This is a genomic window from Bradyrhizobium sp. HKCCYLRH2047 (assembly GCF_051168175.1).
Lineage (GTDB): Bacteria > Pseudomonadota > Alphaproteobacteria > Rhizobiales > Xanthobacteraceae > Bradyrhizobium.
In genome coordinates this window covers 75239-101398 of record NZ_JBNPUM010000004.1, presented here as the reverse complement: position 1 = coordinate 101398, position 26160 = coordinate 75239, and the positions used below count along the sequence as shown (strand labels likewise).

The following is a 26160-nucleotide window of genomic DNA, read 5'->3' as shown; positions in this document are numbered from 1 at the left end:
GCTACACGACCTCCGCTACTCGCTCTTCTCGACGTTCCAGAACACCGGCACGGCCTGCCCTTCCAGCACGCCGGTGATCGACTTGCGCCAGGCGCTCGGCATGAACCATTGGCCGAGCGGCACGTAGATCACCTGATCGTAGACCTCCTGCTGAATCTGGGCGGCGATCCGCTTCTGGTCCTCCGGCTTGGTGGCCTTGGCGAAGGCGTCGCGCAGCTCCTCCATCCTGGGATCGTCGGGCCAGCCGAACGGGCTCTTCTGGCCGCGTGCGCCGACGAAGGTGCTGCCGATCGGATTGCCGGAGTCGGCGATCACCGAGTTGGTGAAGAACATGTTCCAGCCGCCCTCCTTCGGCGACTTCTGGCTGGCACGCCGCGTCACCACGGTCTGCCAGTCCGTCGTCTGCAGATCGACCTTGAACCCGGCGGCGCGCAGGAGCTGCGCAGCGACCACCGGCTGCGCCTTCAGGGTGATCGCATCGCCCGGCGCGAGGATCACGACGGGCGTGCCGTCATAGCCGGCCTCGGCCAGCAGCTTCTTGGCCTGCTCCATGCCGTTGCCCTTCACCAGCGTCTCCGAGCCGACGTCGGATTCGAGCGGCGTGCCGCAGCCGAACACGGCGCCGCAGATCGTGTAGTACTTGGCGTTGCCGACCAGCGCGTCGAGCACGTCCTTCTGGTTCAGCGCCAGGAAGGCCGCACGGCGGATCTTCACGTTGTCGAACGGCGGAAACAGGAAGTTCATGCGTCCCAGGGTCTGGTAGCCGAACTTGTTCAGCACGTTCATCGACAGATCGGGATTGCCGGCGAGCACCGGCTCGAGGTCGAGCGGCGGGAATTCCATGAAGTCGATGTCACCGGCCTGCAGCGCGTTGACGGCCGTCTGCGCATCGGGCATCGAGACCCACTCGACGCGATCGACCTTCACCACCTTGCCGCCGGCGGTCCAGCTCGGCGGCTCCTTGCGCGGCACGTAGTCGGTGTTCTTCTCATAGACCGCCTTCACGCCCGGCTGGAATTCCGCCTTGACGAACTTGAACGGTCCGGAGCCGATCTGCTCCGAGATCTGCTGGTTCGCGGGCGTCTCGGCGAGACGCTTCGGCATCATGAACGGTACGTAGGACGACGGCTTGCCGATGGATTCCAGCACCAGGCCGTACGGCTGCTTCAGCTTCAAGGTGATGGTCTTGGCGTCGGTGGCCTCGAGCGAGGCGGTCGCCTCCATCAGCTTCTGGCCCATGCTGTCGTTGCGGCTCCAGCGCCTCAGCGAGGCGACGCAGTCCTCGGCGGTGACATCAGTGCCGTCGTGCCACTTCAGGCCGTCGCGCAGGGTGAAGGTGTAGGTCAGCTTGTCGTCGGAGACCTTCCAGTCCGCCATCTGCGGCTGGACCTGAAACTTGGCGTCCGTCCCGAGCAGGGTGTCGTACACCATGTAGCCGTGGTCGCGTGTGATGTAGGCCGGCGTGAACACGGGATCGATCACGCGCAGGTCCGAATGCATCACCGCCGTGATCGTCTTCTTGCCGGCGAAGGCCTCGGTCGTGACGCCCGCCATCGACACGGCCATGACCGAAGCGACGAACCATGAAACGAGCGCGGATGCGGTCCGGCGCGGAGTATGTGACATGCGATCTCTCTTGGCGTGAGCTTCCATCCGGGGGCCCTGACACCGATCAAGGCCTGACGAGGCGTCCTGCGTCGCGTCTGCAAACGCTTCAGCGAACAGTCTCGGCGAGGAGACTTGCAGCAGTTCCCTCGCAGGTCAATCGCCATGGGCGCATGGGTCGCCGCATCACGCGGATGCACATATCGCGATTGCGTCGATCACGTCCCGCCATCTGGAACTCGGCGGCTCCCGGTCTGTTATGCGCAGCAGCAAGGAGCCTGATGATGCCGAATGAAGTCACCAAACCGCGGGACAGCCGACGTCCGGCCATGCCGATCCGCACCGAGAAGAACCCGTCCCAGGATCAGATCAGCCCGCCCTTGATGGTCGAGGGTCTCGAAGCGGTGCGCGATCCGCACTGCTGAAGGGCGCTCACGCACGGGCGAATGCGGGAACAAAAAAGAGACGCGGCGAAGTTTCCACTTCGCCGCGTCTTTGTTTGCATCACGAGTGCGTTCGCCGCCTACTCGCTCTTGTCGACGTTCCAGAACAGCGGCGTCGCCGGGCCGTCGAGCACGCCGCTCAGCGACTTGCGCCAGCCGCTCGGTACCAGATACTGGCCGAGCGGGATGTAGATCACCTTCTCGTAGTTCAGCTTCTGGATCTCGGTGGCGATCTTCTTCTGCTCGTCGAGCGAGGACGATCGCGCATAGGCGTCGCGCAGCTTCTCGATCTCGGCATCCTCGGCCCAGCCGAACCAGCCGCCCTTTGTGCCGCGGCCGCCGACCGAGACGTTCACCACGGGATTGGCGACGTCGGCGCCGACCCAGTTGGTGAAGAACATGTTCCAGCCGCCCTCCTTCACAGGTTTCTGGCTGGCGCGCCGCGTCACCACGGTCTGCCAGTCGGTGGCCTGCAGGTCGACCTTGAAACCGGCCTCGCGCAACAGTTGCGCCGCCACCACGGGCTGCGCCTTCAGGGTGGTGACGTCGCCCGGCGCCATGATCGCGATCGGCGTGCCGTCATAGCCGGACTCGGCAAGCGCCTTCTTGGCTTCCGCCATGCCGTTGCCCTTGATCAGCGTCTCGGCGCCGACGTCGGTCTCGAGCGGCGTGCCGCACACGAACACGGCGCCGCAGATCTTCTGATACTTCTCATTGCCGACCAGCGCGTCGAGCACGTCCTTCTGGTTCAGCGCGAGGAAGGCCGCGCGGCGCACCTTCACGTTGTCGAACGGCGGGTTGAGGAAGTTCATGCGGCCGAGCGTCTGGAAGCCGAACTTGTTCAGCACGTCGATCTTGAGCTCGGAGTTCGCCTCCAGCACCGGCAGCATGTCGTAGGGAAGGTTCTCCATGAAGTCGATGTCGCCTGACTGCAGCGCGTTCACCGCGGTCTGCGCATCCGGCATCGTGATCCACTCGACGCGGTCGACCTTCACCACCTTGCCGCCGGACGTCCAGCTCGCCGGCTCCTTGCGCGGCACGTAGTCGGTGTTCTTCTCGTACACCGCCTTCACGCCCGGCTGGAATTCCGCCTTGACGAATTTGAACGGGCCCGAGCCGATCTGCTCGGGAATCTGCTGGCCCGCCGGCGTCTCGGCGAGACGCTTCGGCATCATGAACGGCACCAGCGAGGACGGCTTGGCGATCGACTCCAGGACGAGTCCATAGGGCTCCTTCAACTTGAGCACGATGGTCTTGGCATCCGCAGCCTCGAGGCTCGCCGTGAAGTCCATCAGCTTCTGGCCCATGCCGTCGTTGCGGCCCCAGCGCTTCAGCGAGGCGACGCAGTCCTCGGCGGTCACCGGCGTGCCGTCATGCCATTTCAGGCCGTCGCGCAGGGTGAAGGTGTAGGTCAGCTTGTCGTCGGAGATCTTCCAATCCGCCATCTGCGGCTGGACCTTGAAATTCGAATCGGTCGCCAGCAGCGTGTCGTAGACCATGTAGCCATGGTCACGGGTGATGTAGGCCGTCGTGAATCCGGGATCGATGACGCGCAGATCCGAATGCATCACCGCCGTGATCGTCTTCTTGCCGGCTGCGATGGCCTGGGTGCTCAGCGCCGTCGAGAGCGAAAGCATGGAAACGGCGAGGCTCGTCGCGAGCGTCAGACGTTTCCAGCGCGGGCTGTGGAACATTACGAGGTCTCCTGAGTGGATGGTTTGACCTGAAACTGATCAGATCCAGACCATTCGTTGGGCGTGCAGATCAATCCTTGTGCGAACTAACATGCTGTAAGTCGCGAGCTTTCGACAGTTGCAGAGGTCGCCTTTCGCGTCAATCCGCATTCAGCGCATGCGGCCCTGGGCTGAGAATGCCGTTAACGTCTGCATAGCTTTCGCTTTACAAGGCGCGCGCAACTCCGTCTCGTGTCATGAGATCGCGACAAAGCCTTGAGAGAGCACAAATGAATCCAGCCCATCTTCCCTTCGATACCGACATCATGCTGCAGGGCTTGCGCGGCTGGGTCGAATGCGAAAGTCCGACCTGGGACGCCGCCGCGGTGGAGCGCATGCTGGATCTTGCCGCGCGCGACATGGCGATCATGGGTGCGACGATCGAGCGCATCGCCGGACGCCAGGGCTTCGCCGGCTGCGTGCGCGCCCGCTTCCCGCACCCGCGGCAGGGTGAGCCGGGCATCCTGATCGCCGGCCACATGGATACCGTTCACCCCGTCGGCACGCTGGCCAAGCTGCCGTGGCGCCGCGACGGCAACCGATGCTACGGGCCCGGCATCTGCGACATGAAAGGCGGCAACTATCTCTCGCTGGAAGCGATCCGCCAGTTGAGCAAGGCGTCCATCGCCACGCCGCTGCCGATCACCGTCCTGTTCACGCCTGACGAGGAGGTCGGCACGCCCTCGACCCGCGACATCATCGAAGCCGAGGCGCAGCGCAACAAATACGTGCTGGTGCCCGAGCCGGGCCGTCAGGACAATGGCGTGGTGACCGGCCGCTATGCCATCGCCCGCTTCAATCTCGAGGCGATCGGACGTCCGAGCCATGCCGGCGCACGGCTCGGCGCGGGCCGTTCCGCGATCCGGGAAATGGCGCGACAGATCCTCGCCATCGATGGCATGACGACAGAGGACTGCACCTTCTCGGTCGGCATCGTGCATGGCGGCCAGTGGGTCAACTGCGTCGCCACCACCGCCACCGGCGAAGCGCTCAGCATGGCGAAACGGCAGGCTGACCTCGATCGCGGCGTGGAGCGCATGCTCGCACTGTCCGGCACCACCGACGACGTGACCTTCAAAGTCACGCGCGGCGTGACGCGCCCGGTGTGGGAGCCGGATTCCGGAACCATGGCGCTGTACGACAAGGCGCGCGGCATCGCCGAGCAGCTCGGCCTGTCGCTGCCGCACGGCTCGGCAGGCGGCGGCTCGGATGGCAATTTCACCGGCGCGCTCGGCATTCCAACCCTCGACGGCCTAGGGGTGCGCGGCACCGACATGCACACTCTGAACGAGCACATCGAGATCGACAGCCTCGCCGAGCGCGGCCGCCTGATGGCGGGACTGCTCGCGACGCTCGACTAGATCGCGGCACGCGACGGCGCGCAGCCCGCATGAGCGTCAGCGACATGCGGGTCCCGCTCGTCGGCGCGGTCGCTGCGCTCGCCCGGGCTACGCTGCGCAGCAGCACGGTTTCATTTTCCGGGACCTGCACGGGGCGAGTGGACAATCACTCCGCAGCGCGCGCATGATGGCATGCGGCTTGCAAAGTTTCCGAGAAGGTTCGCCGCAAAAGTGCTGCGACATTGTTCGCAAATGCGATGGTTCGCGCGGATCACGAACACCGTGTCATCCTGCGCGCAGGAGCGGGCGAGCGCACATCGGAGACCTTGAAAGCGATGGACATCGGTGACATGCACACTCTCTCACGACGTTGCGCGCGTCGCCCCAGCACCATGAAGGCGGTTCTCTCAAGATGATCGGTTATCTGCTTCGCCGCATCCTCGCGTCCATCCCCGTGATGGGCGTGGTGGCGCTGTTCGTCTTTCTCCTGCTGCGGCTGACGCCGGGCGATCCCGCCGCGATTCTCGCCGGCGACAACGCGACTCCGGAGCAGCTCGAGCGCATCCGCATCACGCTCGGCTTGCACGAGCCGCTCTACATCCAGTTCTTCACCTGGATCAATCAGCTGCTGCATGGCGATCTCGGCGTCTCGCTGATCTCGAAGGTGCCGGTGCTGCAGATGATCGGCCAGCGCATCGAGCCGTCGATCTCGGTCGCGATCTCGACCATCATCCTGTCGATCCTCGTCGCCGTCCCGCTCGGCGTCATCGCGGCCTGGAAGCACGGCACCTGGATCGATCGTTTCGTGATGGCGCTCTCGGTGATCGGCTTCTCGGTGCCGGTGTTCGTCATCGGCTACATCCTGATCCAGGTGTTCGCGATCAACCTGCGCTGGGTCCCCGTTCAGGGCTTCAAGAGTCTCAGCGCTGGCTTCGGCCCGTTCTTCGAGCGCATCATCCTGCCGACCTGCGCCTTGTCCTTCATCTACGTCGCACTGATCGCGCGCATGACGCGCGCCGCGATGCTCGATGTGCTCGGCGAGGACTTCGTGCGCACCGCCCGCGCCAAGGGCGTCAGCGAGATCGCGGTGCTGCTGCGGCACGCGCTGCGCAATGCGGCGGTGCCCGTCATCACCGTGATCGGCTCCGGCTTCGCGCTGCTGATCTCCGGCGTCGTGGTCACCGAGAGCGTGTTCAACCTGCCGGGCATCGGCCGCCTCACCGTCGACGCCGTGCTGGCGCGCGACTATCCGGTCATCCAGGGCATGATCCTTCTGACCTCCTTCATCTATCTCGCGGTCAATCTGCTGATCGACCTCGCCTACACCCTGCTCGATCCCCGCATCCGCTACTGAGGCCCTGTTCCGATGGCAATCGTCACCACTCCTGAGCCGTCGATCCCGGTCACCACGCGACTCGGGCCCCGGTTCGGCTTTCTGACCTCGACCCCGATCATCGCCGTGGCCACGGTGTGCCTGTCGCTGATCGTGATCATCTCGATCCTGGCGCCGCTGCTGGCGCCGCACGACCCGGTGCTGCTCGCGCCGGCGCAGCGGCTCAAGCCGTCGAGCGCGCAATATCTGCTCGGCACCGACGCCTATGGCCGCGACCTGCTGTCGCGCACGATCTATGGCGGCCGCATCTCGCTTCTGGTCGGCGTCGGCGCGGCGATCATCTCGATCGCGATCGGCCTGGTGATCGGCCTCGTCTCCGGCTTCTTCCGCTGGGTCGACGCCATCATGATGCGGGTGATGGACGGCCTGATGGCGATCCCGAGCATCCTGCTCGCCATCGCCGTGGTGTCGCTGTCCGGCGCCAGCGTCGGCACCGTGATGATCGCGATCACCATCGTCGAGATCCCGCGCGTCGCTCGCCTCGTCCGCTCCGTCGTGCTGACCGCGCGCGAGGAGCCCTATGTCGAGGCCGCGATCTCATTGGGCACGTCGATGCCCAAGATCATGTGGCGGCACCTGATGCCGAACACGATCGCGCCGCTGATCGTCCAGGGCACCTACATCTGCGCCGCCGCGATTCTCACCGAGGCGATCCTGTCGTTCCTCGGCGCCGGCATCAGCCCGGAGACGCCGACCTGGGGCAACATCATGGCCGAGGGCCGCTCCTACTTCCAGATCAAGCCGTCGCTGATCTTCTGGCCCGGCCTGCTGCTGTCGATCGCGATCCTGTCGATCAACCTGATCGGCGACGCGGCCCGCGACGCCCTCGACCCGCGCATGAAGCAGCGCGAGGCCGGCAAGTGACGGCACCGCTTAGCCCAGATGATCATCTCACTTTTCGTCATTGCGAGCGAAGCGAAGCAATCCAGGGCCACGCCCGCGACTCTGGATTGCTTCGTCGCTTCGCTCCTCGCAATGACGGCGGAGACCTGACCTAATGACCGACACCATCCTCGACATCGACAATCTCGTCGTCACCGTCGGCAAGACGAAGAACCCGAACGGCCCGCGCATCATCGACGGCGTCTCGATCAAGGTCGAGAAAGGCGAGACGCTCTGCGTCGTCGGCGAGAGCGGCTCGGGCAAGTCCGTGACCTCGCTGACCACGATGGGCCTTCTGCCGAAGAACGCGCTGCATGCCGTCGGCGGCAGCGTCAAGCTGGTCGGCGAAGAGCTGCTCACCGCGACCGATCGCCGGCTGCGTGAGCTGCGTGCCACCCGGATGGCGATGATCTTTCAGGAGCCGATGACCGCGCTCAATCCGGTCGTGCCGGTCGGCCGCCAGATCGACGAGGTGCTGCGCGCGCATACGTCGCTCGATGCACGGGCGCGGCGCAAGCGCATCCTCGACATGATGGAGCAGGTCCACCTGCCCGACGTCGAGCGAATCTTCGGCTCCTATCCCCATCGCCTGTCCGGCGGCCAGCGCCAGCGCATCATGATCGCGATGGCGCTGGTGCTCGAGCCGAAGCTGCTGATCGCCGACGAGCCGACCACCGCGCTCGACGTCACCACGCAGAAGCAGATCCTGTCGCTGATCCGCGAGCTGCAGCGCGATCACGGCACGGCGGTGCTGTTCATCACCCACGACATGGGCGTGGTCGCCGAGATCGCCGACCGCGTCGCGGTGATGCGCCAGGGGCGCCTGGTCGAGACCGGCGCGCTCGACAAGATCCTGCGCGCGCCCGAGATGGACTACACGCGCAACCTGCTGGCGTCCGTGCCCAGCCTGATCCCGCGCCCGCCCCGGCCTGACAGCACCGAGCCGGTGGTGCTGGAGACCAACGAGCTCGGCAAGGTCTATCGCGAGCGCTCGTTCCTCGGCAAAGCGCGCGAGGTCGTCGCTGCGCAGAACGTCACGCTCACCCTGCGCAAGGGCCGCACGCTCGGCATCGTCGGCGAAAGCGGCTCCGGCAAGTCGACGGTGGCGCGCTGCATCGTCCGGCTGATCGATCCGACCTCCGGCGGCGTCCGCCTTGCCGGCCATGAGATCTCGATCCTGACGCGGCGGCTGCTGCAGCCGCACCGCAAGCGCATCCAGATCGTGTTCCAGGATCCCTACCGCTCACTCAACCCGCGCCTCACCGTCGGCGAGAGCATCGCCGAGGGGCCCGTCAATTACGGCACGTCGCACGACAAGGCGATGGCGCGGGCGCGCGAGCTTCTCGAGCTGGTCGGGCTGCCCGCGGACGCGATCTCGCGCTATCCGCACCAGTTCTCCGGCGGCCAGCGCCAGCGCATCGCGATCGCCCGTGCGCTCGCGCTCGATCCGGACGTGCTGGTGGCCGACGAAGCGGTCTCTGCACTGGACGTCTCGGTGCAGGCGCAGGTGCTGGAGCTGCTCGACGAGATCCAGCGCCGCCTCGGCATCGCCATCCTGTTCATCACGCATGACCTGCGCGTTGCCGCGCAGATCTGCGACGACGTCGTCGTGATGCAGAAGGGCCGCATCGTCGAACAGGGCCCGGCCGGCGAGATCCTGACGCATCCGAAGGAGGCCTATACCAGGTCGCTGCTCGAAGCCGCGCCGGGTCGGAACTGGGACTTTGCGAATTTCCGACCCGTGTCTGAGGCGGTGGCGTAGCAGCGGCCGCTCCCGTAGCCCGTATGAGCGACAGCCGGCGCGCGGAACGCGCGGCGGCGACAGCGACATGCAGGGTCTCACGACCTGCGGCGATGAACCCGGATGTCGCTCCCGCCTTCGCCCTTCGGGCGCGGGCGCCCGCTCATCCGGGCTACGCGTTAGCGGCATGCAAAACGGCATCGCTCCATCGCTTGCGTGGGCCGCGAACCCGGGTCTAACGTCATCATACGTTCAACGGCCTGAGGCGAAGTAATGACGCGCGTCGCGATCGGCGGCTTCCTGCACGAGACCAATACATTCGCACCGACGAAAGCGGACTACGACGCGTTCATGCATGGCGGCGGCCGCGGCTCGATCGTTGATGCGACCTCCGTGCTCACGACGATGCGCGGCATCAATGCCGGCCAGGCCGGCTTCATCGCGGTCGCGGAAGCGAACGGCTGGGAGATCGTTCCAACCATCGCCTGTGCGGCGAGCCCCTCCGCGCATGTCACCCGGGATGCGTTCGAGCGCATCACGACAACGATGGTCGATCGCATCAGGGCTGCCGGACCGCTCGACGGCGTCTATCTCGACCTGCACGGCGCGATGGTGACCGAGCATTTCGACGACGGCGAAGGCGAGATCCTCGCCCGCGTCCGCAAGGTGATCGGCCCGCACGTGCCGCTGGTCGCGAGCCTCGACCTGCACGCCAACGTCACGCCCGAGATGATGGCGCATGCGGATGCGCTGATCGCCTATCGCAAATATCCGCACACCGACATGGCCGACACCGGACGCGCGTCGGCGGAGCATCTCGCGCTGCTGCTGCGGACGAAAGAGCCGCTTGCCAAGGCGTTCCGGCAGTTGCCGTTCCTGATCCCGATCAGCTGGCAGTGCACCAACGACCAGCCGACCAAGGGCATCTACGAGAAGCTCGCGGCGCTGCAGAGCGAGGCGGTGCCGACACTGTCGTTCGCGCCCGGCTTTCCCGCCGCCGATTTCGCCCATTGCGGCCCGAGCGTGTTCGCCTATGGCCGGACGCAGGCCGACGCGGACGCCGCGGCGGATGCGATCGCGGCGATCGTCACCGGCCACGAGGATGATTTCGACGGCCGCATCTACGCGCCCGATGACGGCGTACGCCATGCCATGACGCTGGCGAAGACGGCGACGCGCCCGATCGTGATCGCCGACACCCAGGACAATCCCGGCGCCGGCGGCGACTCCGACACCACCGGCATGCTGCGCGCGCTGGTGCGCAACCGCGCCAGCCGTGCCGCGATCGGCATGATCTACGATCCGCAGGCGGCGCTCGCCGCCCATGCAGCCGGCGAAGGGGCCACCGTGACGCTGTCGCTCGGCGGCAAGAGCGGCATTCCCGGCGATGCGCCGTTCGAGGAAAGCTTCATCGTCGAGAAGATTTCCGACGGCCGTTTCGTCGCGCCCGGCCCATTCTACGGCGGTCGCAAGATGGAGATGGGACCGTCCGCGGCACTGCGCATCGGCGACGTCAGGGTCGTGGTGGCCTCGCACAAGTCCCAGCTCGCCGACCAGGAAATGTATCGCTTCGTCGGCATCGAGCCGACCGAACAGGCCATTCTCGTCAACAAGAGCTCGGTGCATTTCCGCGCCGATTTCGAACCGATCGCCGAACATCTCCTGATCTGCGCCGCGCCCGGCGCGATGCCCGCCGATCCCTCCACCCTGCCCTGGACCAGCCTGCGTCCGGGCATCCGCCTCAAGCCGAACGGCCCGGCGTTCAAAGCATAAACCTCTCAACGGAAACGCACCCATGCCGACCATCGATCGCATCCAAGGTTACGCCGACGAGCTCACCGCCATCCGCCGCGACCTGCACGCGCATCCCGAGATCGGCTTCGAGGAGACGCGCACCTCCGGCATCGTCGCCGAGAAGCTCGCGCAATGGGGCATCGAGGTGCATCGCGGCCTCGGCGGCACCGGGGTGATCGGCGTGCTCAAGGGCAAGAACGACAGCGGAAGGAAGATCGGCCTGCGCGCCGACATGGATGCGCTGCCGATGGAGGAGAACACCAACCTGCCGTGGCGCTCGACCATCCCCGGCCGTTTCCACGGCTGCGGCCATGACGGCCACACCACGATGCTGCTCGGCACGGCGCGCTATCTCGCCGAGACCCGCAACTTCGACGGCACCGTGCACTTCATCTTCCAGCCGGCGGAGGAAGGACTCGGCGGCGCACGCGCGATGATCAAGGACGGCCTGTTCCAGAAGTTTCCCTGCGACGAACTCTACGGCCTGCACAACGCGCCGGACCTGGAGCACGGCGAGATCGCGATCCTGCCCGGTCCGGCCATGGCCGGCGCCGACTTCTTCGACATCCGCATTTCCGGCTACGGCGCTCATGGCGCCATGCCCGAGCGTTCCAAGGACGCTGTGGTGATCGCGACCAGCGTGGCCCAGGCGATCCAGACCATCGTCAGCCGCAATGTCGAGCCGCTGCAGGCGGCGGTGGTCTCGATCACCCAGATCCATGCCGGCTCGGCCTACAACGTCATTCCCGGCGATGCCTGGCTGTGCGGCACCGTGCGTGCGTTCTCCGACCCCGTGCGCGCGCTGGTGCGCGAGCGCATGCGCGCGATCTGCGCCGGCATGGCGGCGGCGTTCAATTGCGAGATCGATGTCGACATCCGTGACACGTTCAGCGTCCTGGTGAACCAGGAGGAGCAGTCCAAGGTGGTCGAGGAAGTCGCGCGCACCGTGGTCGAGTCGTCCAAGGTGCTGACCCGCTCGACGCCGAAGATGGGCAGCGAGGATTTCGCCGACATGCTGCAGACCATCCCGGGCGCCTATTTCTGGGTCGGCCATGACGGCTCGGTGCCGGTGCACAATCCCGGCTACGTGCTCGACGACAAGATCCTGCCGATCGGCGCCAGCATGTTCGCCCGCATCATCGAGACGCGCCTTAAGGCAGCCTAGCGCGACTGACATACGTCAATGAGCGGGCGGCAGATCGAGATGAACTTCGGCGTGGGAGCACCAGCATGCACAAGCCCGTCTCGGACGACATCACCTCGCTTCACGATCTCTCCGCCGTCGACCTGATCGCCGGCTACCGCGCGCGCCAGTTCTCGCCGTCCGAGGTGATGGACGAGGTGCTGGCGCACGTGGCGGCGTGGGAGCCTGATATCAAGGCGTTGTACCTGCTCGACACCGACGCCGCGCGAGCGGCGGCGAAAGCGTCGGCCGAGCGCTGGGCCAATGACGAGCCGGCCGGCGTGCTCGACGGCGTACCGGCGACGGTGAAGGACAATCTCGCCACCAAGGGCCAGCCGATGCCGCTCGGCGCAGCCAGCGTCACGCGCACGCCGCTCGCCGCCGACGCGCCGCCGGTGGCGCGGCTGCGCGAGGCTGGCGCGATCATCTTCGCCAAGACCACGATGCCCGACTACGGCATGCTGTCGTCGGGCCTGTCGAGCTTCCATCCGCTGACGCGCAATCCATGGGATCTCCGCATGAACCCCGGCGGTTCGAGCGCCGGTGCGGGTGCCGCAGCCGCCGCGGGCTACGGTCCGCTGCATGTCGGCACCGACATCGGCGGTTCGATCCGGCTGCCCGCGTCGTGGTGCGGCCTCGTCGGCCTCAAGCCGAGCTTCGGCCGCGTGCCGATCGATCCGCCCTATGTCGGCCGCGTTGCCGGCCCGATGACACGCATCGTCGACGATGCCGCGCTGATGATGAGCGTGCTGTCCAAGCCGGACAGGCGCGACGGCACCAGCCTGCCGCCCTCGGACCTGCACTGGAAGGTCGCGGAGAAGCCGGTGCGCAAGCTGCGCATCGGCCTGATGCTCGATCTCGGCGGCGTCGGCCAGCCGCTCGAGGAGCCGGTGCGCGCGACGACGCTGGCGGCCGCCAGAGCGTTCGAGGACGCCGGCGCCGTAATCAGCGAGGTCAAGGGCTTCCTGACGCGCGAGATGCTCGACGGTCTCGACAATTTCTGGCGTGCGCGGCTGTGGGACGATCTGGCGCGGCTGGCGCCCGAGGCGCGCGCCAAGACCCTGCCCTACATCCTGCAATGGGCCGAGCGCGGCGCCGCGCTCTCCGGCGTCGAAGTCGTCAGAGGCTTCAACGTCACGATGGCGCTACGCGCCGCCGCAGCAAGACTGTTCTGCGACTACGACTACATCATCTCGCCGGTCTCGCCCGGCGTGAAATTCCCCGCCGAGTTCGCCTCGCCGGTCAACGACCCGCAGGCGCCGTTCGAGCACATCACCTACACCGTACCGTGGAACATGTCGGAGAACCCGGCGATCTCCGTCAATGCCGGCTACGACTCCGACGGCTTCCCGATCGGCCTGCAGATCGTCGGCCGCCGCTTCGACGATGTCGGCGTGCTCGGGATGGCCAAGACGTTCGAGGGATTACGCGGCGAGCAGCGGCCATGGCCAAAGGCTCCGGCTTCACAACCATCCGCCCATTAGACGACGAGCTATCCCCACGCGTGAGCGCGGATTATCACTGCGACGTCGCCCATTGAAACAAGATGACGCTGCGTTATCAGCGAGTCTTGGGTGCAGGAATGGGCGAGTTGCCTTACGCCTTTCCATGCTGCGGAATGATTTATCGGGTCTTTGCCGCCACGCAACGCTGAACTATTGTGGTCACGTCGCGGGTCTTAGTTTGTGTCGTCATTCCGGGGCGTGCGAAGCACGAACTCGGAATCCATACTCACGATCGTGGTTATGGATTCCGGGCTCACGCCCTTCGGGCGTGCCCCGGAATGACGGCGGGATTTTTGGCTCGCCTAACTAATAACAACAGCGGACCAGGAAACCCCATGGCCTACCAGACCATTCTCTATGACGTCGTCGACAAGATCCTCACCATCACGCTCAACCGCCCGGAGAAGCTCAACGCCTTCACCGGCACCATGATGGAGGAACTGATCGACGCCTTCGACCGCGCCGACAAGGACGACGGCGTCAGGGCGATCATCGTCACCGGGTCGGGCCGCGCGTTCTGCGCCGGTGCAGACCTTTCGTCTGGTGCCGACACCTTCGACCGCGATGCCAAGCGCGGTCCGGTGAAGCGCCATGCCGACGGTCGCGTCGACTATTCCGATCCGCAGGTGCGCGACGGCGGCGGCCAGGTGACGTTGCGGATCTTCAAGTCGCTGAAGCCGGTGATTGCCGCGGTGAACGGTCCCGCCGTCGGCATCGGCGTCACCATGCAGCTTGCGATGGACATCCGCATTGCCTCGGACGCTGCACGGTTCGGCTTCGTGTTCTCCCAGCGCGGCATCGTGCCGGAGGCGGCGTCGAGCTGGTTCCTGCCGCGCATCGTCGGCATCTCGCAGGCGCTGGAATGGTGCTACACCGGCCGCGTGTTTCCGGCGCAGGAGGCGCTCGCCGGCCGCCTCGTCAGCAAGGTCGTGCCGCCGGATGATCTGCTGCCGACCGCCCGAGCGCTTGCGCGCGAGATCGCGGAGAAGACCGCGCCGGTGTCGATCGCGCTGATCCGCCAGATGATGTGGCGCATGATGGGCGCCGACGATCCGATGGAGGCGCACAAGGTCGACAGCCGCGGCATCTACGCGCGCGGCCGCTCCGACGACGTCAAGGAAGGCGTGGTGTCCTTCCTGGAGAAGCGCCCGGCGCAGTTCAAGAACACGGTGACGGCTGATATGCCGGATTATTTTCCGTGGTGGGACGAGCGGGAGTACAAGTAGTCGTCCGTCATTGCGAGGAGCAAACGGGTCCGCGCAAAGCGCGGCCCGATGACAGGCTCCACGACGAAACAATCCAGAGTCCCGTCTTAGCCCTGGATTGCTTCGCTTCGCTCGCAATGACGGCGAGCGGTGCCAAACCCCACCCTCGGTGTCGTCCCGGACAAGCGCGCGGCACGCGCGCGCCGATCCGGGACCCATAACCACAGGGCGCTGTTTGGCGAAGAACGACGTTCAGGGTGCCACAAGAGAGATCACGCGGTATGGGTCCCGGCTCAAGGCCGGGACGACACCGGTGGTTTGGCGCCGCTGTGTGCCTCAGTCCATCACCAGCGCGACCCGACCGATCGCCTTGCGATCGATCAACAGCCGCATCGCCGCGGCGTAGTCCGCGAACGGCACGCGATGGGAGACGTTCGGCCGCAGCTTGCCCTGCTCAGCGAACTCCAGCAGCGCCGCCATGCGGCGCTGGCCCAGCTCGGGATCCTTCCGCACCGCCTCGCCGGCACGGACGCCGAGCACGCTGGCGCCCTTCATCAGGATCAGATTGGTGCGTGCGAGCCCGATGCCGCCGGTGAAGCCGATCACCAGCAGCCGCGCGCCCCAGGCGATGCAGCGCACGCTGTTCTCGAACACCTCGCCGCCGACGGGATCGAACACGACGTCGACGCCGCGGCCATCGGTGATGCGCTTGACGGCATCACGGAACGGCTCGCGCGCATAGAGCACCAGATGATCGGCGCCACGCGCGCGTGCCACCGCGAGTTTCTCCTCCGACGACGCCGCCGCGATCACGGTCGCGCCCAGGAGCTTGCCGATCTCGACGGCGGCAAGGCCGACGCCACCGCCGGCGCCATGCACCAGCAGCGTCTCGCCGGGCCTGAGCTGGCCGCGATCGACCAGCGCGTGATGAGCGGTGCCGTGGCCGGCCAGATAGGTAGCGCCTTCAGCATAGTCGAAGGTCGACGGCAGCGGCGTGAGCTGGCTCCCGGCCACCACCGCCTCCTCGGCGTAAGCGCCGAAGCGCATCCGGACGATGACCTTGTCGCCGACGGCATGGCCGGTCGCGGCCGCGCCGACCGCGATGACGTCGCCGGCCGCCTCCACGCCGGGCGTGAACGGCAGCTCCGGCTTGAGCTGATACTCGCCCGCCGCCATCAGGATGTCCGGGAAATTGATGCCGGCCGCGCGGATCTTAACCCGCACCTCGCCCTCGGCCAGCGGGCGTGGCGGAAGGTCTTCGAGCTTCAGCTTCTCCGGCGGCCCGAGCTCGCGGCAGACGATCGCCCGCGCCATCAGCTGGCGCGCCCCTTCGCCCTCGCCAGCGCCTCGCGGATCAGCGGCATCCGGTCGTTGCCGAAATACATGTCGGTGGCATTGACGAAGATGGTCGGCGAGCCGAAGCCGCCGCGCTTGACGACCTCCTCGGTGTTGATGCGCAGCTGGTCCTTGATGCCCTGCTGCGCGATCCCATCGAAGAACGCCTTCGGATCGATGCCGACGCGCCGGCACACCTCGGTCAGCACCGCATCCTGCGAGATGTCCTGGTCCTCGCCCCAATAGATCTCGAACACGGCCCGCGCGAACGGCACCATGTCCTGGCCGAGCCAGATGCAGCCGCGCATCGCCTTGACGCTGTTCACAGGGAACACCGATGGCGGCATCTTGATCTTGAGCCCGGCCGAGCGGGACCAATCGCCGAGGTCCTTCAGCATGTAGGCCGCCTTGGCCGGCACCGGCTTCTCGCGCTGCGCATAGACGCTGGGATTGACGGTGTTGAAGATGCCGCCGACCAGGATCGGCCGCCAGACGATGTCGACGTCGAATTCCTGCGCGAGCGGCTGGATGTTGTGGAAGGCGAGATAGGTCCAGGGGCTGGAGCAGTCGAAGAAGAATTCGATCATGGATGATTTCCGTTCTGGCTGTTTTTCCTCATCCTGAGGAGCGCGCACTGCGCGCATCTCGAAGGATGAGGCCCGCGTCGTGGCCTCATGGTTCGAGACGCGCCTGCGGCGCTCCTCACCATGAGGGTTTCTTATGAACCTCGTTCGATCATCTCTTTCGCCCGCGCGCCGAACATCACATGACGCGACTGCTCGTCGAACGGCTCCTTGACGAACTTGCCGATCGCCAGCCCCGCCTGCAGCTTCGGCCGCGCGCGCAACACCGCGTACCAGCGCTTGATGCCGGGATAGTCGTCGAGCGTAAACCCCTGGGCCTTGTGCGTCATCATCCACGGAAAGCAGGCGATGTCGGCGATCGAATAGTCGTCGCCGGCGACGTAGGCGCCGGTCTTGCCGAGCTGCACGTCGAGCACGTGGAACAGCCGTGCGACCTCATCACGATAGCGCTGGATCGCATAAGGGATCTTCTCGGCCGCATACAGCGCGAAATGCCCATGCTGCCCCATCATCGGCCCCAGCCCGGCCATCTGCCACATCACCCATTGGATGACACGCGAGCGCGCCCGCATCTCCTGCGGCAGGAAACGGCCGGTCTTGTCGGCAAGATAGATCAGGATCGCGCCGGTCTCGAACACCGGGAACGGCGCGCCGCCATCGGCCGGCGCGTGATCGACGATCGCGGGAATCCGGTTGTTGGGGCTGATCGCCAGGAACTCCGGCTTGAACTGGTCGCCGGCGCGGATGTCGACGGGAATGACGGTATAAGGCAGCCCGAGTTCCTCGAGCGTGATCGAGATCTTCCAGCCGTTCGGCGTCGGCGCGTAGTGGAGATCGATCATCCTTCCCCGATTCCTTCCCCGGACCATTATGCCGCGCTGCGGAACACGCGAGGCGGCTTCGTTCTTCTGTACCTGAAGGGTAAGCCATGGCAGACAGGCGCTCAAGCCTGACCGCCCCCCTATGCCGGAGAGTTCGACCATGCTGTTTCCATCGACCATCGCAGGCTCGCTGCCGAAGCCGGAATGGCTGGCCGAGCCCAACGTGCTGTGGGCGCCGTGGAAGTCGAAGGGCGACGAGCTGGCGCGCGCCAAGCGTGATGCCACCATCCTGGCGCTGAAGCTGCAGGAGGATTCCGGGATCGACATTCTCACCGAGGGCGAGCAGTCGCGGCAGCATTTCGTGCACGGATTCCTGGAACGTGTCGAAGGCATCGACTTCGCCCACAAGGTCGAGATGGGCATCCGCAAGGACCGCTACAAGGCGATGGTACCGCAGGTCGTAGCACCCTTGTCGCTGAAGGGCCGCGTCCATGGCGACGAGGCGCGGATCGCGCGCACGCATACGACGCGCGCCGTGAAGTTCACCTTGCCCGGACCGATGACGATCATCGACACCATCGCCGACAACTACTATGGCGACCGCGTCAAGATGGCGTTCGCCTTCGCCGAGCTGTTGAACCAGGAGGCCAAGGCGCTACACGACGACGGCATCGACATGATCCAGTTCGACGAGCCCGCCTTCAACGTCTACATGGACGAGGTGCGCGACTGGGGCATCAAGGCGCTGGAGCGCGCCGCAGAAGGCCTGACCTGCCCGACCGCCGTGCACATCTGCTACGGCTACGGCATCAAGGCCAACACCGACTGGAAGGAGACGCTGGGCGGCGAGTGGCGGCAATACGAGGAGACCTTCCCCGTGATCGACGCCAGCACGATCCAGCAGGTCGCGGTCGAGTGCCGCAATTCGAAGGTGCCGATCGAGCTGCTCGGCCTGCTCAAGAACAAGATCGTGCAGGCCGGCGTCATCGACGTCGCCAGCGACGCGATCGAGACCGCCGAGGACGTCTGCAAGACGCTCGAGGACGTCATGAAGGTGGTGCCGAAGGAGAACATCATCGCCACGACGAACTGCGGCATGGCGCCGATGCGGCGCGAGATCGCCGAGGCCAAGCTGATGGCGCTCGGCACCGGCGCAAAGCTGGCTCGGCAGCGGTTCGCTTGAGCGGCCACGATTGACGGCGCACGCCGACCGATGCTGGCGCCCATCACCACTCCCGCGGTGCCCGCGGAGCATCACAGGTCACCGCCTGCTCCCGGACGGCTCCTCTCGCACGCTGACGAGCGCTGGCGCGAGCGCACCGGCCAGTAAGACTCCGGATGAATCAGCAGCAGCGTTGGGCCCGCTGTGCGCAGCGCTCATGTGCACCTTACTGTTAGTTTGGAGCTACTCACGGCCGACGGGACGACATCTCGTCGTGATCAACTTCGGCAATCGTGGTATCAAAACACCCAGCAACATCGTTGGCAGAGCACTGTGTCTTTCGCGTTCTTGACAATGTATGTACGAGCATTTCATCTCGTTACTACCTGTTAACGCGGTAAGCTTCCGCCGCCTGCATCAGTTTCAAATCTGACGTTTGCCTTCATTGCTGGGGATGGGGATGACTTGCATTGCGAGAACGATTACTGCTGCGCCGAAATCAAAGTCTCGGCGATGGCTGGCCCTATCGATCCTGTGCACAAGCACTTTCCTGAGCACCCAGGCCCTGGCGATCGACGTCGCCAACCAGACCGACTGGAATACGGCCGTGGCAGCGGTCGCGGCCGCCGGCGCCAACTCGACCGTCACCATCAACATCACCAGCGGCTTCACGCTGTCGAGCTCGCTTGCGCAACTGCAGGCCGCCAACAGCAACGTCACGGTGAACATCACCGGCAACGGCCAGACGATCAACGGCGCCTCCTCGTTTCAGGGCATCGTCGTCAACGGTGCCAACGCGCCGACCGTGAACATCTCCAGCCTGGCGATCACCAACACGGCCGCGATCGGCGGCAACGGCCAGAACGGCCAGAACGGCTATTATAGCGGCGGCCTGGCCTATGGCTCCGGCGGCGGCGGCGGCGGCGGTCTCGGTGCCGGCGGCGGCCTGCTGGTCGGCAGCGGCGCCAACGTCACGATCGCCGCGGTGACCTTCACCAGCAACAGCGCCACCGGCGGCAGTGGCGGCAACGGCGGCAGCGCACAGAATGCGGCGGCCGACCCGGTGAATGGCGGCAATGGCGGCGCGGGCGGCGCCGCGAACAACGGCGGCGCCAGCGGCGGCGGCGGCGCGGGCGGCACGGGCGGACATACCGGCACGCAAGGCACGGCCGGCACCGCGGGCGCCGCGCTCGGTGACGGCGGTGGTGGCGGCGGCGGCTCCGGCACCACCAACAGCAACACCTACACCAACAACAATCCCGGCGGCAGCGGCAACGCCAATGGCGGCAACGGCGGCACCGGCGGCGACGGTGCGACCAATGCCAGCGGCTCGGGCGGCCCCGGGCCCGGCTCCGACGGCGGCGCCGGCGGCAATGGCGGCGCCGCCAATGGCGGCGCCATCTACGTCGCCACCGGCGGCACGCTGACGATTCTCGACTCGCCGATTTCGGGCAACACCGTCACCGGTGGCGCCGCCGGCACCCCCGGCATCGGCATCGGGCCAAGCGCCATCAACGGGTTTTCGGCGGCGGCCGGCGCAGCGCAGGGCGCCGGCATCTTCCTGAGCGGCGTGACGGCCAATATCAGCGTGTCCGGTGGCGCCGTGACCTACGGCGACTCCATCGGCGGCACCGGACTGACGACCGGCGGCGTCAACACGGCGATCAACAAGACCGGCATCGGCACGTTGGTGCTGTCGGCGACCAATACGTTCACCGGCAACGTCAACATCAACGCCGGCACGCTCTCGGTCGGCGCCACCGCCAATCTCGGCAACGTCGCCAACGACGTGATCATTTCCAACGGCGGCACATTGGCGGTCACCGGCACGACGACGTTCGCCAACGGCCGCGACTTCAAGATTGCCGGGCTGTCGACGATCGACATAGCCAGCGCGACCACGACCACGTTGCAAGGCATCGTCGGCGACGGCGCCTCCGCCGGCACCCTGGTGAAGGCGGGCGGCGGCATCCTGCTTCTCTCGGGCACCAACACCTACACCGGCGCGACCAACGTCGACGCAGGTACGCTGCGCGCGGGTTCGGCCGGCGCGTTCGGTGCCAGCACGGTCTTCAGCGTGCTGTCCGGCGCCACGCTGGATCTCAACGGCTTCAACAAGACGTTCGGCACGCTGAGCGGAGATGGCACCGTCACCGGCGCCAACGCGACGATCTCAGGTTCGTTCGCGCCGGGCAACGGCACGCCGGCGTCCTCCATGGCTATCGTAGGCAACCTCGCGTTCCAGTCGGGCGCGCAATACCTGGTGCAGGTGAATCCGACTACGGCGTCGTTCGCCACCGTCACCGGCACTGCGACGCTCGGGGGCGCCGCCGTTACCGCGACCTTCGCAAACGGCAGCTACGTCTCCAAGCAATACACCATTCTCACCGCCACCGGCGGCGTCAGCGGCACGTTCAGCGGCATCACCAACGCCAACCTCCCAGCCGGGTTCACCTCGACGTTGAGTTATGGCAGCAACGATGTCTTCCTCAACCTCTCGATGGGCACGTCGTCGGCGAGCACCAACCAGCAGAACGTCAGCAACGCGCTCAGCAACTACTTCAACACGAACGGCAGCATTCCCGTCGTCTTCACCGGTTTGACGCCAACGGGGCTGACGCAGATTTCGGGCGAGACCGCGACCGGCTCGCAGCAGACGACGTTCAATGCGATGACGCAGTTCATGGGCGTCATGACCGATCCGTTCGTCGGCGGCCGCGGCGACCAGGGCTCTGCGCCCAGCGGCGCGATCGGCTACGCGGAAGAGACGCTCGCTTTTGCGTCCAAGCGCAATCCGAACGACGCGTTGGCCGCGATCTACACCAAGGCGCCGGCCGCGCCCGTGGCCAGGCCGGGCTGGAGCGTGTGGGCAGCCGGGTTCGGCGGCTCGCAGACCACCGACGGCAACACCGCGCTCGGCTCGAACAACACAACCAGCAACCTCTACGGCACGGCCGTCGGCGCCGACTATCGCTTCTCGCCGTTCACCATCGCCGGGTTCTCGATGGCCGGCGGCGGCACCACGTTCAGCGTCGCCAATGGCGGCAGCGGCCGGTCCGACCTGTTCCAGGCCGGCGCCTTCGTCAGGCACAATATCGGCGCAGGCTATATCTCGGGAGCACTGGCGTATGGCTGGCAGAACATCACCACCAACCGCACCGTGACGGTGGCCGGCGTCGACCAGCTCCGGGCGACTTTCGACGCCAACACCTTTGCCGGCCGGGTCGAGGGCGGCTATCGCTTCGTGGCGCCCTGGATGGGGTTCGGGATCACGCCTTACGCCTCGGCGCAATTCACGACGTTCAGCCTGCCGGGCTATGCGGAGAATGCTGTCTCCGGCGCCAACACGTTCGCGCTGCGCTTTGGATCGCAGAACGTCACCGATACGCGGTCGGAGCTGGGCCTGCGCACCGACAAGGCCTATGCGCTGGCCGATGGCGTGTTCACGCTGCGAAGCCGCTTTGCCTGGGCCTATGACTTCAACCCCAGCCGGTCGGCCGGGGCCACGTTCCAGACCCTTCCGGGCGCATCCTTCGTCGTCAACGGCGCGCGGCAGGCGCAGAATTCAGCGCTGACCACGGTCTCCGCTGAAATGAAGTGGCGGAATGGCTGGTCGGCCGCCGCGAGCTTCGAGGGCGAGTTCTCGGATGTGACCCGCAGCTACGGCGGCAAGGGCATCGTGCGCTACACGTGGTGACGCGCGGAGCTGCGCGCGGCGCATCCGTACGGCGCTCCGATCACCCGACGGTCAGGTCATCGCGCTCGGATGCAGCATCGGCGCGTAGCCCGCCTTGATCGCGCGCAGCGTCGAGGGCGGGGTCAGCAGCAACGCGTCGGTGATCCCTGCGCGTGGCGCGTCATAGCCCGCCGCCGACCAGGGCAGCGCCCTGCCTTTTCGGATCAGAAAGCTCTCCTCGCCTGCCTGCACCATGGCCCCGTCAGGCAAGGCGGCGAGCGGCGTCGGCAGCGGATGCAGGCGCTTGCGACCGCGATCGAGGCGCTCGCGATGGAGCACGCGATCAATCTCGGAGATGCGCAGAGCCTCGACGCCGTTGCCCTCCTCCCACGCCGCACGAAACCTCTTGGCGTCGTCGCGGCGGCAGTAGAAGCAGGGGCGATGACCGGCGGCGAAGGCGGTCGCCTCGTCGAGGAAGAACAGCTCGGTCCAGCTTTGCGTTGCCATCACCTCGCGGCGGCGGCCGCGGAAGTCGCACAGGCAGACCAGCCAGGCGGGGCTCGACCAGCGCTTCCGCAACAGCGTCTTCGTCGCGGGATCATGGATGATGCCGCGATTGCCGGTGAACAGCCCGCGCTGCGGCGTCGCGACGATGTCGCCCAGCGGGGTCACACGGTTCTGCAGCGGCATGGCGAGCCTTCAGCTGGCGAATGGCGTTGAAGGGCGAATGGCGAGTAGGGAGTAGCGAATAGCGAACGCCTCGCCCACCCGAATCCCCTATTCGCTACTCCCTATTCGCCACTCGCCGAGCTCACGCCGCCCCGTCGCGCAGCGGCGGCGCGAACGACAGCGCGGTGTCCCAGGGGAAGAAGATCCAGGTGTCCTGCGACACCTCGGTGATGAAGGTGTCGACCAGCGGCCGACCCTTCGGCTTGGCATAGACGGTGGCGAAATGCGCGTCGGGGAGGATCTCGCGGACCATGCGTCCGGTCTTGCCGGTGTCGACGAGATCGTCGACGATCAGGAGCCCCTTGCCGGTGCCGCCGCCGAGTTGCGCCGTGTCAGCCGAGATGCCCTTCAGGACCTGAAGCTCGCCCTGCTTGGTGTGGTCATAGCTCGCGATGCAGATCGTATCGATGACGCGCACGCCAAGCTCGCGGGCCACGATCGCTGCCGGCACCAGTCCGCCGCGGGTGATGGCCACCACGGCGTGAAACGGCCCGATCTCGTTCAGCCGCCAGGTCAGCGCCCGGCAATCGCGATGAAACTGGTCCCAGGACACCGGGAAGGCCCGGCCCGCGCGCTCCTCTGCACTCAAAGTCTTGTCTGGCATCTCGTCTCGTCCGTGAGTTCTCGAAAGCTGCACCTGCTTTAGCGCGTCACGTTGAGCCCGGCGAGCATCTCCTTCACGGCCGCCATCGCCGCCGACAGCTTGTCCTGGTCGCGCGAGCGCACGACGAGATGCGTGTTCGGCTTCTGGTCCTCGTCGATGAAGGGATAGCTGCCGATGATGGTGTCCGGGTGCGCCTTGGCGATCTCGCGCAGGGGACCGCCGATGTCGCCCTCGCGGGCATTGGCGCGGACGGTCTCCGACAGCATGCGCACGCCGGACTTCAGCTTCGGCGCGACGATGTCCATCATCGCCTGCATGATCGACGGCACGCCGGCCATGACGATGACGTTGCCGAGCTTGAAGCCGGGCGCCAGGATGGTGGCGCTCTGGATCAGCTCGGCGCCGTCGGGGATGCGCGCCATGCGCAGCCGCGCCTCGTTGAGCTCCTGCTCGCTCCAGCGCTCGCGGAAGCGCGCCACGACCTCGGGATGGTGGTCGATGCCGACGCCGAACGCCTTCGCGATCGCATCCGCGGTGATGTCGTCATGGGTCGGTCCGATGCCCCCGGTGGTGAACACATAGGTGTAGCGATGCCGCAGCGCATCGAGCGCGGCGATGATGTCGGGCTCGTCGTCGGAGACCACCCGAACCTCCTTGAGGTCGATGCCCAGATTGGTGAGGTATTCGGCGATGAAGCCGATGTTCTTGTCCTTGGTCCGGCCGGACAGGATCTCGTCGCCGATGACCAGCAACCCCGCGGTGACGATCTCGCTCATGGTTTCTCCTCGCATCTCGCGTCTCTTTTGGCCCGCCACGGCGCCAATGTCATCCGGAACGTCGCAGTCTATGCCGCGGATTTGAGCACCACGCAGCCGGTTTTTCGGGCACGGCTTTCGCAACCCCCACGAAATGCCGCAGGAGAATGCATATCGCGCTGGCCCGCCCCTTGCTACCATCCCAAGGAGTCATGCAGTGTATGGCGAGGCTGGGACACACGGGCATCTATGGCAGTTGCGTTCGACGAAATGAACGAGCCGGGCGGCGACGTCCGTCAGGCTTATCAGGAGCTGTCGCGGTGGCTGAAGGAAACGCCGCCGGAGGCGCTGGAGTATCGCCGCCACGAGGCGGAGCTGCTGTTCCGGCGAATCGGCATCACCTTCGCGGTCTATGGCGAGGCGGAGGCGCAGGAGCGGCTGATCCCGTTCGATGTCATTCCGCGCATCCTCTCGGGCAAGGAATGGACCCTGCTGGAGAAGGGGCTGAAGCAGCGCGTCAAGGCGCTGAACATGTTCCTGCGCGACATCTATCACGGCCGCGACATCCTTCGCGCCAACGTGGTGCCGGATGACCTGATCTTCCAGAACCCGGTGTTCCGCCCGGAGATGAACGGCCAGGACGTGCCGCACGACGTCTACGTCCACATCGCCGGAATCGACATCGTCCGCGTCGACGCCAACGACTTCATCGTGCTCGAGGACAATGCGCGCACGCCGTCGGGCGTGTCCTACATGCTGGAAAACCGCGAGATCATGATGCGGCTGTTTCCGGACCTGTTCGCGCGCCACCGCGTCGCGCCGGTCGAGCGCTATCCGGACGAATTGCTGTCGTGCTTGCGCTCGGTGGCGCCGCTCAGCGCCTCGGCCGAGCCGACCGTGGCGCTGATGACGCCCGGCATCTACAATTCCGCCTATTACGAGCACTCGTTCCTGGCCGACAAGCTCGGGATCGAGCTGGTCGAGGGCCGCGACCTCATCGTCAAGAACGACGAGGTGTTCATGCGCACCACCGAGGGGCTGAAGCGGGTCGATGTGATCTACCGCCGCGTCGACGACGACTTCCTCGATCCCCTCACCTTCCGACCGGATTCGGCGCTCGGCGTGCCCGGCCTGATGTCGGCCTATGTTGCCGGCAATGTCACGCTCGCCAACGCGGTCGGCACCGGCATCGCCGACGACAAGGCGATCTACTCCTACATGCCCGACATCGTGAAGTTCTATCTCGGCGAGGAGCCGATCCTGAAGAACGTGCAGACCTGGCGCTGCCGCGAGCCGGCCGATCTGTCCTACGTGCTCGACCATCTCGGCGAGCTCGTCGTCAAGGAGGTGCACGGCTCCGGCGGCTACGGCATGCTGATCGGCCCGGCCGCCACCAAGGCGACCATCGAGGCTTTCCGCGACAAGCTGAAGCGCGAGCCGGAGGGTTTTATCGCCCAGCCGACACTCGCGCTGTCGACCTGCCCGACCTGCGTCGCGTCCGGCCTGGCGCCACGCCATGTCGATCTCAGGCCGTTCGTGCTGACGGGACGCGACCGCACCACCATCGTGCCCGGCGGCCTCACCCGCGTGGCGCTGAAGGAGGGATCGCTGGTGGTGAATTCCAGCCAGGGCGGCGGCACCAAGGACACATGGGTGCTGGATGAGTAAGA

Annotated in this window: 20 protein-coding genes; 12 read left to right on the top strand and 8 right to left on the bottom strand. The window is 66.2% G+C overall.

The annotated features are described in order from the left end of the window. Window positions 1-15: 15 nt before the first annotated feature. Window positions 16-1626: an ABC transporter substrate-binding protein gene (locus tag ACQR1D_RS10805; protein WP_434874262.1), complete on the bottom strand. Its 1611-nt coding sequence runs from the start codon at window positions 1624-1626 to the stop codon at window positions 16-18. Window positions 1627-1889: 263 nt separating this feature from the next. On the opposite strand from ACQR1D_RS10805, the gene ACQR1D_RS10800 reads away from it, so the two are divergent. Then, window positions 1890-2030 carry a hypothetical protein gene (locus ACQR1D_RS10800; protein WP_315801084.1) on the top strand — a complete coding sequence of 47 codons (141 nt, stop codon included), beginning with the start codon at window positions 1890-1892 and terminating at the stop codon, window positions 2028-2030. 98 nt (window positions 2031-2128) lie between these two features. Here the strand turns inward: ACQR1D_RS10800 and ACQR1D_RS10795 are convergent, their stop codons facing one another. Further along, window positions 2129-3742, bottom strand: coding sequence for an ABC transporter substrate-binding protein (locus tag ACQR1D_RS10795; protein ID WP_315801085.1), 1614 nt, complete (start codon window positions 3740-3742; stop codon window positions 2129-2131). Window positions 3743-4011: 269 nt separating this feature from the next. Between ACQR1D_RS10795 and ACQR1D_RS10790 the strand changes: the two genes are divergently transcribed. The 8 genes from ACQR1D_RS10790 to ACQR1D_RS10755 all read left to right on the top strand — a co-directional run bounded on the left by ACQR1D_RS10790 (window position 4012) and on the right by ACQR1D_RS10755 (window position 14845). Next, window positions 4012-5142, top strand: a complete 1131-nt coding sequence (locus tag ACQR1D_RS10790; RefSeq protein WP_315801086.1) for a M20/M25/M40 family metallo-hydrolase — start codon at window positions 4012-4014, stop codon at window positions 5140-5142. 391 nt (window positions 5143-5533) lie between these two features. Continuing rightward, on the top strand, window positions 5534-6475 hold the full coding sequence (locus ACQR1D_RS10785) for an ABC transporter permease (RefSeq protein ID WP_315801087.1): 942 nt from the start codon (window positions 5534-5536) through the stop codon (window positions 6473-6475). A 12-nt stretch (window positions 6476-6487) separates the two neighbouring features. Next, the gene (locus ACQR1D_RS10780; protein ID WP_315801088.1) at window positions 6488-7378 is read left to right on the top strand and encodes an ABC transporter permease; all 891 of its coding nucleotides are present in this window, start codon (window positions 6488-6490) and stop codon (window positions 7376-7378) included. A 133-nt stretch (window positions 7379-7511) separates the two neighbouring features. Then, window positions 7512-9158 (top strand): ABC transporter ATP-binding protein, encoded by a 1647-nt coding sequence (locus ACQR1D_RS10775; RefSeq protein WP_434838396.1) that lies wholly within the window; start codon window positions 7512-7514, stop codon window positions 9156-9158. Between the two features lie 252 nt (window positions 9159-9410). Then, complete coding sequence (locus ACQR1D_RS10770) at window positions 9411-10910, top strand: M81 family metallopeptidase (protein ID WP_434838397.1); 1500 nt, start codon at window positions 9411-9413, stop codon at window positions 10908-10910. A 22-nt stretch (window positions 10911-10932) separates the two neighbouring features. Continuing rightward, window positions 10933-12096 (top strand): M20 aminoacylase family protein, encoded by a 1164-nt coding sequence (locus ACQR1D_RS10765; RefSeq protein WP_434838398.1) that lies wholly within the window; start codon window positions 10933-10935, stop codon window positions 12094-12096. 65 nt (window positions 12097-12161) lie between these two features. Continuing rightward, a complete protein-coding gene (locus tag ACQR1D_RS10760) occupies window positions 12162-13598 on the top strand; it encodes an amidase (protein ID WP_434838399.1) in 1437 nt (478 codons plus the stop codon). A gap of 356 nt (window positions 13599-13954) precedes the next feature. Then, window positions 13955-14845, top strand: a complete 891-nt coding sequence (locus ACQR1D_RS10755) for a crotonase/enoyl-CoA hydratase family protein (protein WP_315801093.1) — start codon at window positions 13955-13957, stop codon at window positions 14843-14845. A gap of 315 nt (window positions 14846-15160) precedes the next feature. Here ACQR1D_RS10755 and ACQR1D_RS10750 read toward each other — a convergent pair whose 3' ends face one another. From ACQR1D_RS10750 to ACQR1D_RS10740, 3 genes are all read right to left on the bottom strand, one after another. Continuing rightward, entirely contained in the window at window positions 15161-16138 is a 978-nt protein-coding gene (locus ACQR1D_RS10750; RefSeq protein WP_316238862.1) for an NADPH:quinone oxidoreductase family protein, read from the bottom strand. Further along, window positions 16138-16746: a 2-hydroxychromene-2-carboxylate isomerase gene (locus ACQR1D_RS10745; RefSeq protein WP_316238861.1), complete on the bottom strand. Its 609-nt coding sequence runs from the start codon at window positions 16744-16746 to the stop codon at window positions 16138-16140. The genes ACQR1D_RS10750 and ACQR1D_RS10745 overlap by 1 nt, the downstream gene beginning before the upstream one ends. 131 nt (window positions 16747-16877) lie before the next feature. Further along, window positions 16878-17585, bottom strand: a complete 708-nt coding sequence (locus ACQR1D_RS10740; protein ID WP_316176950.1) for a glutathione binding-like protein — start codon at window positions 17583-17585, stop codon at window positions 16878-16880. 139 nt (window positions 17586-17724) lie between these two features. On the opposite strand from ACQR1D_RS10740, the gene ACQR1D_RS10735 reads away from it, so the two are divergent. Together ACQR1D_RS10735 and ACQR1D_RS10730 are read left to right on the top strand one after the other, a co-directional pair. Further along, the gene (locus ACQR1D_RS10735; RefSeq protein WP_434838400.1) at window positions 17725-18747 is read left to right on the top strand and encodes a methionine synthase; all 1023 of its coding nucleotides are present in this window, start codon (window positions 17725-17727) and stop codon (window positions 18745-18747) included. Window positions 18748-19186: 439 nt separating this feature from the next. Beyond that, entirely contained in the window at window positions 19187-22423 is a 3237-nt protein-coding gene (locus ACQR1D_RS10730) for an autotransporter domain-containing protein (protein ID WP_434838401.1), read from the top strand. A 51-nt stretch (window positions 22424-22474) separates the two neighbouring features. On the opposite strand, the gene ACQR1D_RS10725 is transcribed toward ACQR1D_RS10730, so the two are convergent. The 3 genes from ACQR1D_RS10725 to ACQR1D_RS10715 form a co-directional block, all read right to left on the bottom strand. Then, window positions 22475-23092, bottom strand: a complete 618-nt coding sequence (locus tag ACQR1D_RS10725; RefSeq protein WP_434838402.1) for a hypothetical protein — start codon at window positions 23090-23092, stop codon at window positions 22475-22477. Window positions 23093-23213: 121 nt separating this feature from the next. Further along, window positions 23214-23735 (bottom strand): xanthine phosphoribosyltransferase, encoded by a 522-nt coding sequence (gpt, locus tag ACQR1D_RS10720; RefSeq protein WP_315714724.1) that lies wholly within the window; start codon window positions 23733-23735, stop codon window positions 23214-23216. Between the two features lie 38 nt (window positions 23736-23773). Then, window positions 23774-24511: a competence/damage-inducible protein A gene (locus tag ACQR1D_RS10715; RefSeq protein ID WP_315759531.1), complete on the bottom strand. Its 738-nt coding sequence runs from the start codon at window positions 24509-24511 to the stop codon at window positions 23774-23776. A 228-nt stretch (window positions 24512-24739) separates the two neighbouring features. Between ACQR1D_RS10715 and ACQR1D_RS10710 the strand changes: the two genes are divergently transcribed. Continuing rightward, window positions 24740-26158: a circularly permuted type 2 ATP-grasp protein gene (locus tag ACQR1D_RS10710; protein WP_434838403.1), complete on the top strand. Its 1419-nt coding sequence runs from the start codon at window positions 24740-24742 to the stop codon at window positions 26156-26158. Window positions 26159-26160: the final 2 nt, after the last annotated feature.

Coding starts and splice junctions, on each gene's coding strand:
- ACQR1D_RS10805 (WP_434874262.1), bottom strand. CDS start 1,626: ATGTCACATACTCCGCGCCGGACCGCATCCGCGCTCGTTTCATGGTTC.
- ACQR1D_RS10800 (WP_315801084.1), top strand. CDS start 1,890: ATGCCGAATGAAGTCACCAAACCGCGGGACAGCCGACGTCCGGCCATG.
- ACQR1D_RS10795 (WP_315801085.1), bottom strand. CDS start 3,742: ATGTTCCACAGCCCGCGCTGGAAACGTCTGACGCTCGCGACGAGCCTC.
- ACQR1D_RS10790 (WP_315801086.1), top strand. CDS start 4,012: ATGAATCCAGCCCATCTTCCCTTCGATACCGACATCATGCTGCAGGGC.
- ACQR1D_RS10785 (WP_315801087.1), top strand. CDS start 5,534: ATGATCGGTTATCTGCTTCGCCGCATCCTCGCGTCCATCCCCGTGATG.
- ACQR1D_RS10780 (WP_315801088.1), top strand. CDS start 6,488: ATGGCAATCGTCACCACTCCTGAGCCGTCGATCCCGGTCACCACGCGA.
- ACQR1D_RS10775 (WP_434838396.1), top strand. CDS start 7,512: ATGACCGACACCATCCTCGACATCGACAATCTCGTCGTCACCGTCGGC.
- ACQR1D_RS10770 (WP_434838397.1), top strand. CDS start 9,411: ATGACGCGCGTCGCGATCGGCGGCTTCCTGCACGAGACCAATACATTC.
- ACQR1D_RS10765 (WP_434838398.1), top strand. CDS start 10,933: ATGCCGACCATCGATCGCATCCAAGGTTACGCCGACGAGCTCACCGCC.
- ACQR1D_RS10760 (WP_434838399.1), top strand. CDS start 12,162: ATGCACAAGCCCGTCTCGGACGACATCACCTCGCTTCACGATCTCTCC.
- ACQR1D_RS10755 (WP_315801093.1), top strand. CDS start 13,955: ATGGCCTACCAGACCATTCTCTATGACGTCGTCGACAAGATCCTCACC.
- ACQR1D_RS10750 (WP_316238862.1), bottom strand. CDS start 16,138: ATGGCGCGGGCGATCGTCTGCCGCGAGCTCGGGCCGCCGGAGAAGCTG.
- ACQR1D_RS10745 (WP_316238861.1), bottom strand. CDS start 16,746: ATGATCGAATTCTTCTTCGACTGCTCCAGCCCCTGGACCTATCTCGCC.
- ACQR1D_RS10740 (WP_316176950.1), bottom strand. CDS start 17,585: ATGATCGATCTCCACTACGCGCCGACGCCGAACGGCTGGAAGATCTCG.
- ACQR1D_RS10735 (WP_434838400.1), top strand. CDS start 17,725: ATGCTGTTTCCATCGACCATCGCAGGCTCGCTGCCGAAGCCGGAATGG.
- ACQR1D_RS10730 (WP_434838401.1), top strand. CDS start 19,187: ATGACTTGCATTGCGAGAACGATTACTGCTGCGCCGAAATCAAAGTCT.
- ACQR1D_RS10725 (WP_434838402.1), bottom strand. CDS start 23,092: ATGCCGCTGCAGAACCGTGTGACCCCGCTGGGCGACATCGTCGCGACG.
- gpt (WP_315714724.1), bottom strand. CDS start 23,735: ATGCCAGACAAGACTTTGAGTGCAGAGGAGCGCGCGGGCCGGGCCTTC.
- ACQR1D_RS10715 (WP_315759531.1), bottom strand. CDS start 24,511: ATGAGCGAGATCGTCACCGCGGGGTTGCTGGTCATCGGCGACGAGATC.
- ACQR1D_RS10710 (WP_434838403.1), top strand. CDS start 24,740: ATGGCAGTTGCGTTCGACGAAATGAACGAGCCGGGCGGCGACGTCCGT.